Below are 14,269 nucleotides of genomic sequence, written 5' to 3'. Positions count from 1 at the left end.
AGGTTTATCTGTTAATTGGATTGTATGGATATCCTTTATCCAGATTTCTGATATAGATCAACATCGAGCCGTTTCATGCACTTCACCCTGCGCCAACTCGAGGTCTTCGTCGCCGTCGCCCAGCATGAGAGCGTCTCTCGCGCCGCGCGGGCGCTCTCGCTGTCGCAGTCGGCCACCAGTACCGCCCTGGCCGAGCTCGAGCGCCAGTTCGACTGCCAGCTGCTCGACCGCATCGGCAAGCGGCTGCGGCTCAACGCCCTGGGATTTCAGCTGCTGCCCAAGGCGGTGGCGCTGCTCGACCGCGCCGAGGAGATCGAGGAGATCCTGCACGGCCAGCAGGGCATCGGCTCGCTCGACGTGGGCGCCACCCTGACCATCGGCAACTACCTGGCGACGCTGCTGATCAGCGACTTCATGCAGCGCCACCCGGGCAGCCGGGTACGCCTGGCGGTGCGCAACACGCGAGAGATCATCGACCGCGTGCGCCAGCACGAGCTCGACCTGGGGCTCATCGAGGGTCACTGCGAGGAAGAGAACGTGATCACCCAACCCTGGGTGGAGGACGAGCTATCGGTATTCTGCTCGCCTCGCCACCCGCTGGCCGGCCAGGGGCCGGTGGAGCTGGAGCGCCTGCTGCGCGAGGCCTGGATCATGCGTGAGCAGGGCTCGGGCACGCGCATGACGCTGGAGCAGGCGGCGAGGCACCGCCGCGGGCGCTTCAACACACTACTGGAGCTGGAGCATACCGAGGGCATCAAGCGCGCGGTGGAGTCGGGGCTCGGCATCGGCTGCGTATCGAAGCTGGCGCTGCGTGACGCCTTTCGCCGCGGCAGCCTGGTGCCGATTCCCACGCCCGAACTCGACCTGAGCCGTCAGTTCGCCTTCATCTGGCATCGCCACAAGTACCTGGCCACCGGCATGCGCGAGTTCCTGCGCCTGTGCCGCCAGATGACCGAGGGGGCCAGACGCAGCGACGAGATCGATCTGCCGCCGGTCTCCTGACCCGCCTGTTGCCCCAGCCTCTGTGCCTCAGCCTCTGCGCGTCAGCGATCGCGCAGGCGGAAGCCGCCGACGACCTGGGCCAGACGATCGGCCTGCTCGCTGAGCTGCTCGGCGGCGGTGGTCGACTCCTCCACCAGCGCGGCATTCTGCTGGATCGTACGGTCGAGGTCGGCCACGGCCACGCTGACCTGGCCGATGCCGTCGCTCTGCTCACCGGCGGCCATGCTGATCTCGCCGAGCATGTTGGCCACACGGTTCACGCTGGCCATCAGCTCGCCCATGCTCTCGCCGGCGCGTCCCACCAGCTCGGTGCCGTTGATGACGCGCTGGCTGGAGGCCTCGATCAACCCACGGATGTCGCGCGAGGCCTCGGCGCTGCGGGTGGCCAACTGGCGCACTTCTCCCGCCACCACGGCGAAGCCGCGGCCGTGCTCGCCGGCCCGGGCTGCCTCGACCGAGGCATTGAGCGCCAGCAGGTTGGTCTGGAAGGCGATGCCGTCGATCACCTTGACGATCTCGCCGATCTTCTCCGACGAGCGGCTGATCTCCTGCATGGTGTCCACCACCTGGCCTACCGTGTCGCCGGAGCGCTGGGCGACCTCTGCGGCCGACTTCGACAGCCCGTTGGCTTCCCGCGAGGAGGCCGAGGTGTGTTCCACCGTGGCCGAGATCTGCTCCATGGAGGCAGAAGTCTGCTGCAGACTGGCGGCGGCCTGCTCGGTGCGCCGCGACAGATCCTCGCCGCCACTGGCAATCTCGCTGGCCGCTATACGTACCGATTCGCTGCTGGCGCGCACATCGAGCAGCACGTCGTGGATCTTGTCGACGAAAGCATTGAACTGAATGGCGAGCTCGGCGCTCTCGTCGCGCCCTCGTACCGGCAGGCGCTGGGTCAGATCGCCGTCGCCGGAGGCGATGTCACGCATGCGTTCGGCCAGCAGGCGCAGCGGCCGCGACACGCGGGTGCCGACCCACCACAGGGCGGCGAGCCCCAATGCCGCCAGCAGCAGGCCGACCAGCGCCATGCCCAGGGTGTCGGCCCGGCGCTGCTCGTTCATCATCGCCTGCAGCGCCGTGAGTTCTGCCATCACCGCCGCTTCGGGCAGCCGGATCATCAGCGTCCAGGGCTGCTCGCTGGCACCGATGGTGAAGGGCTGATAGCGCTCCAGCATGCCATCCCGCGCCAGACTCACGCTGGTGCCCTCGGCCCGAGCCCGGTCGAGGGCCGACAGCACCTGAGCATCGAAGGCCTCGCTTGCCGCATCGCCCAGCCGCTCGGCATTGGCGGTATAGGCCACCAGCCCCCCGCGCCCCGCCACCAGCGCCATTTCGCCCGCACCGCCGTACAGTTGGCCATTGGCCTGCATCAGCAGCTCCTGGATGAAGTCCAGCGACAGGTCGACGCCGGCTACGCCGCGAAACGCCCCGCCGACGACGATCGGCACGTTGAACGAAGTGACCAGCAGCGTCTCGCCGCCGAAGTCGTAGGGCGCCGGGTCGATGATGCAGGGGGCGAGGCTCTCCCGCGGACAGAGGTAGTATTCGCCCTCACGCACGCCGTTGCCGAGCAGCGCCGTGCTCTCCATGGTCTCGCCCAGCGGCAGCACCTCAACGCCACCCTCCCCGGTGCGATACCACCAGGGCATGAAGCGGCCGCTGCCATCGTAGCCGTCGCTTTCGCCAAGCTCGGCATACAGCGCATCGCGGCCGAAGGCATCGGGCTCCCAGCCGATGAAGGCATCCAGCAGCGAGGGGTTCTGCACCACCGTCTCGCGTACCAGGTTGGAGAGTTCGCGCCGGCTCAGGCCAAGGGCGGTACGGCCGCTGCCGTCCCTCTGCCCCATCAGCGCGTTGGTATCGGCCAGCTGGGTGGCCAGGGTCAGGGCATGCTCGAGCTCGCGCTGGATCCTGCCGGCCTCGGCGTCCGCCAATACCTCCAGACGCTCGTCGACGGCCCCTTCGAGCAGTTCGCGGGTGTGGGTTTCGACGGTCTGCTGGGTACGTGCCGAGGAGAACAGGGCATAGACGACCAGGGCCACGACCACTGCCAACAGGCAGGGCCCGGCCAGCATGACCACGAACTGGCGGATCGATCTGAAATGCATGGGCGTTCTCGCTGAAGTGGGTAGCATGTTGCAGCGAAGCAAACTTCACAGACATGCTCCTTCTATCGGCAAGAACGCCCTTGTCTTGAGTGCAAGCTTGAATGCGAGGCTAAGGGAAACGCTGAACAAATCGACGAGCGAGATGAAGTGCAAGGCGCACGGAGCACAGGAACCGGAGCATATGGGGTATATGTGAGGATTCCGACCGGGCTGGCGCACCAGCACCGCGCAACGCAGCGATTCGCTCGCGCAGGCATTTGTGCAGTGTTTCCTAAGGTCGCTTCAGCGCATGTCGCTGACGGCTCTCTGGATATCGTTCAGCGGCGCCTTGGAGAGATCCTTGTCCAGAGTGTGAATGATCAGCTTGCTGGTCGGCCCGTCGATCTTGTCACGCAGCACGCCCAGGAAGCGGGGCGGCGCGACGAGGATCAGCTTGTCCATGCGGTTATCGACTCGGGCCTTGTAGATTCGCTCGGCGATCTGCTTGGCGAAGATTTCCGCCTCATGGTCCAGCGCCACGCTGTCACCGCGGCTGGAACGCCGCGTATGGGAGGTCGACTCGTCGACGGCTCCCGTCTCGCCGGTGACCAGGTCTCCCTCGTGCAGCCGCCCTTCGGCGTGCACCAGGCTCTCCTTCTCCTCCAGCTGCAGCGCGTCGCGGGTGAATACGCGCGCCCTAGCCGCATCGGCCACCACGATATACGTTGTCATAGCCTCTCCTTGATGCAGTGAGTGGAGCCCCATCACGGGGCCTCGAGTTCAACATGGCAAGGGGCGCCGGGTAGGTCAACCACCACCTCATCGACGCCTTCTAGAGCACCTTGCGCCGCAGCAGGCCCGTCACTGCCTCGCCGATCAGCACCAGTACGACGATGGCGATCAGAATGGTGGCCACCGTGGGCCAGGCGAAGGTGTCGATGGCCCCCTGCAGGATCACCCCGATACCGCCGGCGCCAACCAGCCCCAGCACCGTCGATTCGCGGATGTTGATGTCCCAGCGCAGGATGACGATGGCGAAGAACGCCGGCATCACCTGGGGCACGACGGCATAGGCGATCACCTTGGCCTTGGAGGCGCCGGTGGCTTCCATGGCCTCCACCGGGCGACGGTCGATCTCCTCGATGGCCTCACCCATCAGCTTGCCGATGAAACCGATGGAGCGAAACATGATGGCCAATATTCCCGCCAGCACCCCGGGACCGAAGATGGCCACGAACAGCAGCGCCCAGATGATGGTGTTCACCGAACGGCTGGCCACCAGGATGAAGCGCCCCAGCCACAGGCAGGCGCGGTTGGGCGTGGTGTTCTGGGCCGCGATGTAAGAGACCGGCAGGGCGATGAAGATCGTCAGCAGGGTCGCCAGGGTGGCGATGTGTACCGTCTCCAGCAGCGCGTTGGTGATCGCGGCAAGCCGCGAGGGGTCGGGCGGCCACATGCGCGCACCCAGACTCGAGATCTGGTTGGGGGCGTCCCACACCCACGGCCAGAAGATGTCGATGTCGCGTATCGCCCAGTAGACCACCATCACGGTAACCAGCAGCACGCCGTAGCGGATCAGCTGCTGCTTGCGGTCGTAGCGCCGCCAGACGCGGTCGGCCAGGGCACCGGCATGATCTACCATATCTTCTTCCTCACCCAGCCGCTGATGCCTTCACTGACCAGAATCACGGCGATGATCATGAGCAGGATGGCAAAGGCGAAATCGTAGTCGTAGCGACCGAAGGCATTCATCAGGGTGCCGCCGATCCCGCCGGCACCGACGATGCCGACCACCGCCGAGGCGCGCAGGTTGCTGTCGAGCTGATACATGGAGAGCCCCACCTGGCGCGGCAGGATCTGCGGAAACACGGCGTAGATCAGGGTCGCCAGGTAGCCCGCCCCGGCGGCTTTCATCGCCTCGACCTGGCCCCAGTCGATCTCCTCGATCTCCTCCGCCAGCAGCTTGCCGACGAAGCCGATCGAGTAGATCGTGAGCGTCAGGATGCCGGCCAGAGGACCGAAGCCCACCGCTGCCACGAACAGGATGGCGACGATCACCGGATGGAAGCTGCGCGAGATGATGATCACCGCCCGTCCGAGGAGGTAGATGGGCTTGGGCGCCACGTTCTTGGCCGCCATGACGGCGAACGGAATCGACAGCGCCACCCCCATCAGGGTGGCCAAGATGGCGATCTGGAAACTCTCCTTGAAGCCGGTGATCAGCAGCCCGCTGCGCTCGAAGCTGGGAGGAAAGCCGCCGCCGAAGATACGTGCCGCCCGTGGCAGGCCCTCGCTGATGCGCGCCCAGTTGAACGGCAGCGAGCCGAAGGCCCACACCAGGTAGACGATCACCACCAGCCACAGCCCATAGCGCAGCACCGGGTTGGCGATGAAGGGCGGCTTGCGCCAGGTGCGCGGCGCGGTGGCCTGGTCAGGTCGAGTCATGAGCCACCCCCTGCTGCGCCGGGCGGCCGGGCTCCTCGGTGATCTCGTCTTCGGCCGTCTCGATGCCGCCGTAGATGGCGTCCAGCGCCTCCTTGCCGAAATCGGCCGGCACGCCGTCGAAGATCATCCTGCCGTGGCGCAGGCCGACGATGCGTTCGGTGTAGGCCTTGGCCTGGGCCACGTTATGAATGTTGATCAGTACCGGCAGTGAGAGCTCACTGGCCAGGCTCTGCAGCAGCTTCATGATCTGCTCGGAGGTGCGCGGATCGAGGGAGGCGGTGGGCTCGTCGGCGAGAAGGATTTCCGGTTCCTGCATCAGCGCCCGCACCACGCCGACCCGCTGACGCTCACCACCGGATAGCTCGTCGGCCCGCTTGTTGGCGTAGTGGGCGATGCCCACTCGTTCCATCAGTGTGAAGGCGCGCTCGATATCGCTCTGGGGATAGCGGCGGGTAATCGCCTGATAGAGATTGACGTAGCCGAGCCGCCCTGCCAGCACGTTCTCCATCACCGTGAGACGGTCGATCAGATTGAAGCCCTGAAACACCATACCGATCTTGCGCCGGGCACGGCGCAGGTCGCGCCCGCGCAGGTTGACCAGCTCGGTGCCGTTGAGCTTGATCGAACCTGAAGAGGGCTCCACCAAGCGGTTGATACAGCGCAACATGGTGCTCTTGCCGGCCCCGGAGGCGCCGACGATGGAGACCACGCTGCTGCCTTCGACCTTCAGATCCAGCTCCTTGAGCACCGGCTCGTCACGGCCGTAACGCTTGACCAGTTTCGCAATTTCCAGCATTCACCCACCTCACGCTGAAGGGACAGGAAAGCCCTCTGGGACAGGAGAGCCCTCGGCATTGCCAAGGGCCCCGGCTTCAGAGTCCGCCTGGTTATTCCTGCTCCAGGTCCTCGCGGGTGTAGCGCACGTCGTTGGCGGCCTGGATGGTGCGGATCATCTCCCAGTGTTCCTGGTAGTTGATGGGGATGAACTTGTCGACGCCCTCGAACTCATCGCCCAGCGCCGTGCCTGCGAAATCGAAGGTGAAGAAGGCTTCCTTGATCTTCTCGACAAGGTCAGGGTGGAGGTTGTGCGCGTAGTTGTAGGAGGTGGTGGGGAAGGCATCGGTTTCGTAGATGATCTTGACCTCGTCCGGATCGTAGAGCCCCCGCGCGGCCATGCGCTCCACTACCTCGGAGGCCACCGGTGCGGCGTCGTAGTCGCGAGCGACCACGCCCAGCATCGACTGGTCATGACTACCGGAGTAGACCACTTCGTAGTCTTCATCGGGCACGATGCCGAGCTCAGGGAACAGGGCCCGCGGCGCCAGGTTGCCGGAATTCGACGTGGGCGAAGTGTGCGCCACCCGCTTGCCGCGCAGGTCCTCCAGCTCGTCAATGCCGGAATCGACGTGGGTATATACCTGCAGGGTGTAGCCGAACTGACCGTCGTCGGAGCCCATCAGGGCGAACGGTACCGCGCCGGCCAGATTCACCGCGAACGGCGTCGGGCCGGTGGAGAAGCCGGCAATGTGCAGCCGCCCGCTGCGCATGGCCTCGACCTGAGCCGAGTTGGACTGCACGGCGAAGAAGCGTACGTTACGCTCGGTCACCTCCTGCAGATGATCGATGAAGGGCTGCCAGATGTCGGAGTAGATGGCAGGGTCCTCCACCGGGGTGTAGGCGAAGATCAGCGTATCGGGGTTGGCCCACTCGGATTCATCGGCGGGCAGATCGGCGACCATGTCGCCATCCTCGTCGCAGAATAGAGTGTCCAGGTCACCGCGGGGGCAATCGGCCTGGGCCTGTGCCGAGATCAGCAGCGCCAGAGGCAGCAGGCTGGACAGGGCCAGAGAATTGAGGGCAGAGCGTCCGAAAGGCTTGGGTGTTGTCATTGGCGTGTCTCTCTGATCTTTGTCGTTATTCGAGTTATTGGATTCAAGTGTGCCGGTCTTGCGGCAAGACACGGGATGACCCGTACCGGCATCCCGCCTATTCTGCTCGAAAGCGAACATGCTATAGCCCGCATGATCGCAAACGAAACTAACCTTCAATCTAGGTAGTGTGACAAGACGATGTCAAACCGATTTCACTTCTCTACGGGCGCGCGCCACAACCGCTACCTGCTGATGCGGCATGGCCATAGCGAGGCCAACGAGCGGCACTTGATCATCAGCACCCCGGCCAGGGGGCTCTCGGCGTACGGCCTCTCCCATCGGGGCGAGGCACAGCTGCAAGCGCTGCTCGCCGACTGGCGCTGGCCGACGCCGACCCGCATCCTGCACTCCGACTTCCTGCGCACCACCGAAACCGCCACCCGAGTGGCTACGCACTTCGGGCTCGCGCTGCAACCCGAGCCGCGCCTGCGCGAGCGTGCCTTCGGCGATTTTGAAGGTGGGCCGGACAGCCGCTATCCCGAGGTCTGGGCGCTTGATGGGCACGACCCGGAGCATCGCGAGCATGGCGTGGAGAGCGTCGCCAGTGTCGCCTCTCGCATGCAGGGGGTGATCGCCTCGCTGGAGCAATCGCTGCGCCAGGAGACCGTGCTGCTGGTGAGCCACGGCGATCCGCTGCAGATCCTGTTGACCGCCCTGTCGGGCCGTCCGCTCGGAGAGCATCGCGACCAGGACGCTCTGTTACCGGCAAGCATCACCCTGCTCGACCGAGGGTGAGCGTTTCCCGACGTATCGGCTGACGCTGGCCGCGATCTGGGGTAGCATCGAACCGTCGGCAGGGATGTCGGCACGTTCATCGTATGCCGATGTGCCCAAGGGAGGAGCCCGATGCGTCAGTTTCTGTTTCCCCGCCGCCCCATGTCCCGCGGCTTCCTGCTCTTCTTCCATCTCCTGTTGCAGATGGGGCTGATTGTCGCCGCCGCACTATGGCTGCTGCCACGCACCCCCTGGTTCGCTGCCACCGGCTGGTACCAGACCTGGCCCGAGCTGGCCGTGGGCGCCGGGCTGTGGCTGGCCGCGACCCTCGTCCTGCGCTTGCTCGTCGAGATCTCGCTGCTGCCCTACCATCTCGACACCCGGGCGGGCTTCGCCCCCGGCGACGTGATGACGCGCTCCTTCGAGCGCCGCCCGGCAGTACATGATTCCCAGGCCGCATGGACCAGCGAGGCACGCTCGGTCGAGATCGAACCCAGCGTGCTGGGCAGTGCCCGCGTGACACGCCCCGCCGAGCCCCTCAAGCCTCAAGGCAGCATCTGATCGGCCAGCGGTCACGCCCACACCGGTAGGCCGACCGCCTCGTCGAGGCATGGGCGGCTGCCGGACCGTAACGAAAGGCGGTCCCGGCAGCCTCGCTCCTAGTGACCGAGGATCTGGCTGAGGAAGAGCTGAGTACGCTCGGACTGCGGGTTGTTGAAGAAAGGCTCCGGCGCGTTCTCCTCGATGATCTGCCCCTGATCCATGAAGATCACGCGGTCGGCCACGGTCTTGGCGAAGCCCATCTCGTGGGTCACGCACAGCATCGTCATACCCTCGTTGGCCAGCTCGACCATGACGTCGAGCACCTCCTTGATCATCTCCGGGTCGAGTGCCGAGGTGGGCTCGTCGAACAGCATCACCTCGGGATGCATGCACAGCGAGCGGGCGATCGCTACGCGCTGCTGCTGGCCGCCGGAGAGCTGCCCGGGGTACTTGCGCGCCTGCTCGGCAATCCGCACCCGTTCCAGATACTTCATGGCCTGCGCCTCGGCCTCGCGCCGCGGCTTCTTCTGCACCCACATGGGTGCCAGGCAGCAGTTCTCCAGCACGGTGAGGTGCGGGAAGAGGTTGAAGTGCTGGAACACCATCCCCACGTTGCGACGGATCTGCTCGATGCGCTTGACGTCCTGGGTCAGCGGAATGCCGCCGACCACGATCTCGCCGGCCTGATGCTCCTCGAGATGGTTGATGCAGCGGATCAGCGTCGACTTGCCCGAGCCCGAAGGGCCGCAGATGACGATACGCTCGCCGCGCTTGACCTCGAGATCGATGTCGCGCAGCACGTGGAAGTCGCCGTACCACTTGTTGACGCCGCGCATCTCGACCATGGGGGTCTCGGTGCCGGCCTTGGTTGCTTGTTCAGTCATTGTTCTCATTCCTATCTCTTATGGCCGGTGTGCAGCTTCCGCTCGAGGTACTGGCTGTAGCGCGACATGCTGAAACAGAAGATCCAGAACATGAACGCGGCGAAGACGTAGCCCTCGAGCGCGAAGCCCAGCCAGCGGGAATCCGACAGCGCCGCCTGGACGATGCCCAACAGGTCGAACAGACCGATGATCATGACCAGGGTGGTGTCCTTGAACAGCGAGATGAAGGTGTTGACGATACCGGGGATCATCATCTTCAGCGCCTGGGGCAGCACGATCAGGCCCATGCGCATCCAGTAGTTCATGCCCAGCGCCGCCGCCGCTTCCTCTTGGCCGCGGGGTATCGCCTGCAGCCCGCCCCGGATGACCTCGGCCATGTAGGCGCTCTGGAACAGGGTGATACCGATGAAAGCGCGGATCAGGCGGTCGACGCTGACGCCCGTCGGCATGAACAGCGGCAGCATGACCGAGGCCATGAACAGCACGGTGATCAGCGGCACGCCGCGCCAGAACTCGATGAACACCACGCAAAAGCTCTTGACGATGGGCATCTGCGAGCGGCGTCCGAGCGCCAGCAAGATACCGATCGGCAGTGCGCCGACCATGCCTACCACGGCCAGTACCAGGGTCAGCATCAGTCCGCCCCAGCGGTGGGTCGGCACGACGGGCAGGCCGAAATACCCGCCGTAAAGCATGAAGTAGGCGAATACCGGGAACCCCACCAGGGTGACCAGCGCCACCCAGCGCTTGAAGGGCAGCCGCGGTATGGCCAGCCAAGCGATCAGCGCGGCGAAAGTGGCGAAGGTCACGTCGACCCGCCAGATCTCGCTGCGCGGATAGAGCCCGTAGATGAACTGGGTGAAGCGAGCGCTGACGAAGACCCAGCAGGCCCCTTCGCGGGAGCAGTCATCTCGCGAGGTGCCGATCCAGTCGGCGTTGATGATGGCCCACTGGATCGTCGGGGTGAGCAGCAGGTAGAGCAGATAGAGGCCAAGCAGGGTGAAAAAGGAGTTCACCGGCCCGCTGAACAGGTTGGCACGCAACCAGGCGACAGGCCCCACCGTGTTCCTCGGCGCAGGACGCGCCTCGATCATCTTGTATTGAGTCGTCATGGCGCCTCTCCTAGCGTTCCACCAGCGCCACGCGGGCGTTGAACCAGTTCATGAACATCGACACCAGCAGGCTGATGGTCAGGTAGACCGCCATGGTCATGGCGATGACCTCTATCGCCTGCCCCGTCTGGTTCAGCGTGGTACCGGCAAACACCGAGACGAGGTCGGGATAACCGATGGCCGTGGCCAGCGAGGAGTTCTTGATCAGGTTGAGGTACTGACTGGTCAGAGGCGGAATGATCACGCGCAGTGCCTGAGGCACCACCACCAGGCGGAGCACCAGGTTCTGCGGCAGGCTCAACGCCTGGGCCGCTTCGGTCTGACCATGGGAAATCGCCTGAATACCGGAGCGCACGATCTCGGCGATGAACGACGCCGTGTAGATCGAGAGCGCCAGCCACAGAGCCAGGAACTCGGGGATAATGGTGATGCCGCCGCGGAAGTTGAAGCCGCGCAGCTCGGGCACGTCCCAGGTGACGGGTACGCCGGTCACCAGCAGCACGAACAGCGGCAGGCCGACGATCAAGGCCAGCGAGATCCAGCCCGCCGGCAGACGCTTGCCGGTGGCTTCATGCCGCCGCTTGTTCCAGATGATCAGCGCGATACTTGCCACCACCGCAATGCCAAGGGCCAGCGGGATCAGGCCAAACCCCGACTCGAACAGCGGCTCGGGCACGTAGAGGCCGCGCACGTTGAGAAAAATCACCTCGCCAAGGGAGTAGCTGTCACGTGCCGAAGGCATGGCGCGCAACACGGCGAAGTACCAGAAGAAGATCTGCAACAGCAGCGGGATGTTACGAAATATCTCGATATAGCCGCTGGCCAACCGGGCGATCAGCCAGTTGGGCGAGAGGCGAGCAATCCCGACGATGAAACCGATGATGGTGGCCGCCACGATGCCCAGCGCCGACACCAGCAGCGTATTGAGCAGGCCCACCAGGAAAGTGCGCCCGTAGGTGCTCTGTGACGAGTAATCGATCAGGCTCTGGACGATGCCGAAACCTGCCGTGTTGTTGAGGAAGCCGAAACCGGTGGTGATGCCTCGAGCAGCAAGGTTGGCCTGGGTGTTACTGACGATATAGAGCAGGAAGGCCGCGACAGCAGCAATGAGCAGAACCTGGAAGATCAGGGCTCGCTTGCCGCGGTCGCGCCAGAATGGCGGTTTTGGGCCCAGCGAATGGGCCTTGGGTCGAACGGACATGAAGGGACTCTCCGCCTGGATCCGTCAAGCAGTTATCGAGCCCCGGCCGAGGGATGTCCGGGCCGGGGCTTAGGTGGATCGAGGCACCTCAGGTGACTCGGACGGTTCAATCAGCGGATCGGCGGAGCGTACTGAATACCACCGTCGGTCCACAGCGCGTTGATACCGCGCTCGATCTCCAGCGGAGAGCCCATGCCTACGTTGCGCTCGAAGCTCTCACCGTAGTTGCCCACCTGGCTGATGATGTTGTACGCCCAGTTGGCGTCGAGCCCCATGCCTTCGCCGTAGTTGCCGTCCTGACCCAGCAGACGGGCAATGTCCGGATCGTCGGAGTTGCGCATCTCGTCGACGTTATCCTGGGTGATCCCCATTTCCTCGGCGTTGAGCATGGCAAACAGCGACCACTTGACGATGTTGAACCACTGATCATCACCCTGGCGCACCACCGGGCCCAGCGGCTCCTTGGAGATGATTTCGGGCAGAATGACAGAGTGATCCGGATCGGAGAGCTGAATACGCAGCGCCGCCAGCTGTGAGGTATCGGAGGTCAGCACGTCGCAGCGTCCGGCCTCGTAGCCACCCACGGTCTGCTCGGAGGTGTCGAAAACGATGGGGTCGAACTCCATGCCGTTGGCACGGAAGTAGTCGGCCACGTTCAACTCAGTGGTAGTACCGGATTGCACGCACACAGCCGCTCCGTCGAGCTCCTTGGCGCTGCTCACCCCGAGGTCACGATTGACCATGAAGCCGATACCGTCGTAGAAGGTCACGCCGGTGAAGTTCAGACCCAGAGTGGTGTCGCGGGTGGTGGTCCAGGTGGTGTTACGCGAAAGTACATCGACCTCGCCGGACTGCAGCGCGGTGAAGCGCTCCACGGCGTTCAGCGAGATGTAGCGTACGGCGTCGGCATCACCGAACACCGCGGCCGCAACGGCGCGGCACACGTCGACATCCAGCCCCTGCCACTCGCCCTGGTCGTCGGGCGCGGAGAAACCCGGCAGGCCGTCGCTGACGCCACACTGCACGGCGCCACGCTGAAGAGTATTCTGCAGCGTGTTGGCCGAAGCGAGGGAGGCGGTACCCAGTGCCAGTACCGCTGCGGAAGTGACCAGAAGCCACTTGTTCTTGTTGTCGCGCATTGAATAGATCCTCATGGGTTCTTGGTATTCTTGGACGATGCATGCCTGGGCATGTGACCAGCACCTTAGCAAGGTTTGTTCCAGGACGGGGATAGCGCAGGCAAAACCATTATTCAACGCTCGCCTCTAAGGCGATCCACCCTGTGCAAATGCACCACAATGAAGCATCAGGCACGCCTCAGCGCACCGGTGGGGCATACTGCAGGCCACCCTCGGTCCACAGGGCATTGAGTCCCCGGGCGATGTTGAAATCGGACCCGGCACCTACGTTGCGCCCAAACATCTCGCCATAATTCCCGACCTGCCTGACAATCTGGTAAGCCCAGTCTGCGGTCAGCCCCATACCCTCGCCGAAATTCCCGTCGCGACCGAGCAAGCGAGCGATATCCGGGTCGTCGGAATCAAGCATCTCATCGACGTTCTCACGGGTGATGCCGTACTCCTCGGCATTGAGCATGGCGAACAGCGACCACTTGACGATGTTGAACCACTGGTCGTCGCCTTGGCGCACGGCCGGTCCCAGCGGCTCCTTGGAGATGATTTCGGGCAGGATCAGGGCGCTGTCGGGATCGGCGAGCTGCATGCGCTGGGCGTAAAGCTGAGAGGCATCGGAGCTGAGCACGTCGCAGCGACCGGCTTCGAACCCAGCGATGGACTGCTCCGGCGAATCGAATACCACGGGGTCGTAGTCTATTCCGTTGACACGGAAGTAGTCCGACAGGTTGAGTTCGCTGGTGGTGCCCGATTGGGTGCACACCGCAGCACCGTCGAGTTCCGTGGCGCTTGCCACCCCCAGATCGCTGGCGACCATGAACGCCTGGCCATCATAGTAGCTGACACCAGTGAAGTTGATGCCCAGCGTGGTGTCCCGAGCCGAAGTCCAGGTCGTGGTTCGCGACAGCACATCCACCTCACCCGACTGCAGCGCCGTGAAACGTTCCACCGAGTCGAGCGGCACGAAGCGGACCTTCTCGGCATCGCCCAGCACGGCCGCGGCAATGGCTCGGCAAACATCGGTATCCAGGCCACGATAGCTGTCTTGGTCATCCAGTGCCGAAAATCCCGGCTGGGCGGCGTTGACGCCACAGCGAACCTGGTCCTGCTGCCGCACGTTGTCCAGCGTCGCCGCTTGAACCAAGCCTGCACCGCCGAGTAGCAGCGTGGCTGACATCAGCTGCACCTTTCGGTTGCGCTTCTGGTGTTGGGTCATTTTG

Annotated in this window: 14 protein-coding genes; 3 read left to right on the top strand and 11 right to left on the bottom strand. The window is 64.3% G+C overall.

Features of this window, described 5'->3' with window-relative positions:
- Window positions 1-75 precede the first annotated feature (75 nt).
- Window positions 76-1,002, top strand: coding sequence for a LysR family transcriptional regulator (locus tag HOP53_RS19195; protein WP_234271482.1), 927 nt, complete (start codon window positions 76-78; stop codon window positions 1,000-1,002).
- Window positions 1,003-1,043: 41 nt separating this feature from the next.
- Here the strand turns inward: HOP53_RS19195 and HOP53_RS19190 are convergent, their stop codons facing one another.
- The 6 genes from HOP53_RS19190 to phnD form a co-directional block, all read right to left on the bottom strand.
- Window positions 1,044-3,107, bottom strand: a complete 2,064-nt coding sequence (locus HOP53_RS19190) for a methyl-accepting chemotaxis protein (protein WP_234271481.1) — start codon at window positions 3,105-3,107, stop codon at window positions 1,044-1,046.
- Window positions 3,108-3,389: 282 nt separating this feature from the next.
- Complete coding sequence (locus tag HOP53_RS19185; RefSeq protein ID WP_234271480.1) at window positions 3,390-3,818, bottom strand: host attachment protein; 429 nt, start codon at window positions 3,816-3,818, stop codon at window positions 3,390-3,392.
- 100 nt (window positions 3,819-3,918) lie between these two features.
- Entirely contained in the window at window positions 3,919-4,728 is an 810-nt protein-coding gene (gene phnE / locus HOP53_RS19180; protein ID WP_234271479.1) for a phosphonate ABC transporter, permease protein PhnE, read from the bottom strand.
- The gene (gene phnE, locus HOP53_RS19175; protein ID WP_234271478.1) at window positions 4,722-5,531 is read right to left on the bottom strand and encodes a phosphonate ABC transporter, permease protein PhnE; all 810 of its coding nucleotides are present in this window, start codon (window positions 5,529-5,531) and stop codon (window positions 4,722-4,724) included. The genes phnE (HOP53_RS19180) and phnE (HOP53_RS19175) overlap by 7 nt, the downstream gene beginning before the upstream one ends.
- Window positions 5,518-6,327, bottom strand: coding sequence for a phosphonate ABC transporter ATP-binding protein (gene phnC, locus HOP53_RS19170; protein ID WP_234271477.1), 810 nt, complete (start codon window positions 6,325-6,327; stop codon window positions 5,518-5,520). The genes phnE (HOP53_RS19175) and phnC overlap by 14 nt, the downstream gene beginning before the upstream one ends.
- A 91-nt stretch (window positions 6,328-6,418) precedes the next feature.
- Window positions 6,419-7,420, bottom strand: a complete 1,002-nt coding sequence (gene phnD, locus HOP53_RS19165) for a phosphate/phosphite/phosphonate ABC transporter substrate-binding protein (protein ID WP_234271476.1) — start codon at window positions 7,418-7,420, stop codon at window positions 6,419-6,421.
- Between the two features lie 180 nt (window positions 7,421-7,600).
- On the opposite strand from phnD, the gene HOP53_RS19160 reads away from it, so the two are divergent.
- Window positions 7,601-8,197, top strand: coding sequence for a histidine phosphatase family protein (locus HOP53_RS19160; RefSeq protein ID WP_234271475.1), 597 nt, complete (start codon window positions 7,601-7,603; stop codon window positions 8,195-8,197).
- Between the two features lie 111 nt (window positions 8,198-8,308).
- On the top strand, window positions 8,309-8,737 hold the full coding sequence (locus HOP53_RS19155) for a hypothetical protein (protein ID WP_234271474.1): 429 nt from the start codon (window positions 8,309-8,311) through the stop codon (window positions 8,735-8,737).
- A 98-nt stretch (window positions 8,738-8,835) separates the two neighbouring features.
- Here the strand turns inward: HOP53_RS19155 and HOP53_RS19150 are convergent, their stop codons facing one another.
- The 5 genes from HOP53_RS19150 to HOP53_RS19130 form a co-directional block, all read right to left on the bottom strand.
- Window positions 8,836-9,564: an amino acid ABC transporter ATP-binding protein gene (locus tag HOP53_RS19150; protein WP_234271589.1), complete on the bottom strand. Its 729-nt coding sequence runs from the start codon at window positions 9,562-9,564 to the stop codon at window positions 8,836-8,838.
- 50 nt (window positions 9,565-9,614) lie between these two features.
- A complete protein-coding gene (locus HOP53_RS19145; RefSeq protein WP_234271473.1) occupies window positions 9,615-10,715 on the bottom strand; it encodes an amino acid ABC transporter permease in 1,101 nt (366 codons plus the stop codon).
- A gap of 10 nt (window positions 10,716-10,725) precedes the next feature.
- Window positions 10,726-11,916 carry an amino acid ABC transporter permease gene (locus tag HOP53_RS19140; protein ID WP_234271472.1) on the bottom strand — a complete coding sequence of 397 codons (1,191 nt, stop codon included), beginning with the start codon at window positions 11,914-11,916 and terminating at the stop codon, window positions 10,726-10,728.
- Window positions 11,917-12,026: 110 nt separating this feature from the next.
- Entirely contained in the window at window positions 12,027-13,055 is a 1,029-nt protein-coding gene (locus tag HOP53_RS19135) for an amino acid ABC transporter substrate-binding protein (protein WP_234271471.1), read from the bottom strand.
- Between the two features lie 178 nt (window positions 13,056-13,233).
- A complete protein-coding gene (locus HOP53_RS19130; RefSeq protein WP_234271588.1) occupies window positions 13,234-14,226 on the bottom strand; it encodes an amino acid ABC transporter substrate-binding protein in 993 nt (330 codons plus the stop codon).
- Window positions 14,227-14,269: the final 43 nt, after the last annotated feature.

Origin of the sequence: Billgrantia ethanolica (assembly GCF_021404305.1) — a bacterium.
Taxonomy (GTDB): Bacteria; Pseudomonadota; Gammaproteobacteria; order Pseudomonadales; family Halomonadaceae; genus Halomonas; species Halomonas ethanolica.
Note: the sequence above shows the minus strand (reverse complement) of the source record. Positions and strands in the feature narration are given on the sequence as shown.

What these genes read in the sequence shown, in the direction of transcription:
- HOP53_RS19195 (WP_234271482.1), top strand. Translation starts at nt 76, where the DNA reads ATGCACTTCACCCTGCGCCAACTCGAGGTCTTCGTCGCCGTCGCCCAG.
- HOP53_RS19190 (WP_234271481.1), bottom strand. Translation starts at nt 3,107, where the DNA reads ATGCATTTCAGATCGATCCGCCAGTTCGTGGTCATGCTGGCCGGGCCC.
- HOP53_RS19185 (WP_234271480.1), bottom strand. Translation starts at nt 3,818, where the DNA reads ATGACAACGTATATCGTGGTGGCCGATGCGGCTAGGGCGCGCGTATTC.
- phnE (WP_234271479.1), bottom strand. Translation starts at nt 4,728, where the DNA reads ATGGTAGATCATGCCGGTGCCCTGGCCGACCGCGTCTGGCGGCGCTAC.
- phnE (WP_234271478.1), bottom strand. Translation starts at nt 5,531, where the DNA reads ATGACTCGACCTGACCAGGCCACCGCGCCGCGCACCTGGCGCAAGCCG.
- phnC (WP_234271477.1), bottom strand. Translation starts at nt 6,327, where the DNA reads ATGCTGGAAATTGCGAAACTGGTCAAGCGTTACGGCCGTGACGAGCCG.
- phnD (WP_234271476.1), bottom strand. Translation starts at nt 7,420, where the DNA reads ATGACAACACCCAAGCCTTTCGGACGCTCTGCCCTCAATTCTCTGGCC.
- HOP53_RS19160 (WP_234271475.1), top strand. Translation starts at nt 7,601, where the DNA reads ATGTCAAACCGATTTCACTTCTCTACGGGCGCGCGCCACAACCGCTAC.
- HOP53_RS19155 (WP_234271474.1), top strand. Translation starts at nt 8,309, where the DNA reads ATGCGTCAGTTTCTGTTTCCCCGCCGCCCCATGTCCCGCGGCTTCCTG.
- HOP53_RS19150 (WP_234271589.1), bottom strand. Translation starts at nt 9,564, where the DNA reads ATGGTCGAGATGCGCGGCGTCAACAAGTGGTACGGCGACTTCCACGTG.
- HOP53_RS19145 (WP_234271473.1), bottom strand. Translation starts at nt 10,715, where the DNA reads ATGACGACTCAATACAAGATGATCGAGGCGCGTCCTGCGCCGAGGAAC.
- HOP53_RS19140 (WP_234271472.1), bottom strand. Translation starts at nt 11,916, where the DNA reads ATGTCCGTTCGACCCAAGGCCCATTCGCTGGGCCCAAAACCGCCATTC.
- HOP53_RS19135 (WP_234271471.1), bottom strand. Translation starts at nt 13,055, where the DNA reads ATGCGCGACAACAAGAACAAGTGGCTTCTGGTCACTTCCGCAGCGGTA.
- HOP53_RS19130 (WP_234271588.1), bottom strand. Translation starts at nt 14,226, where the DNA reads ATGTCAGCCACGCTGCTACTCGGCGGTGCAGGCTTGGTTCAAGCGGCG.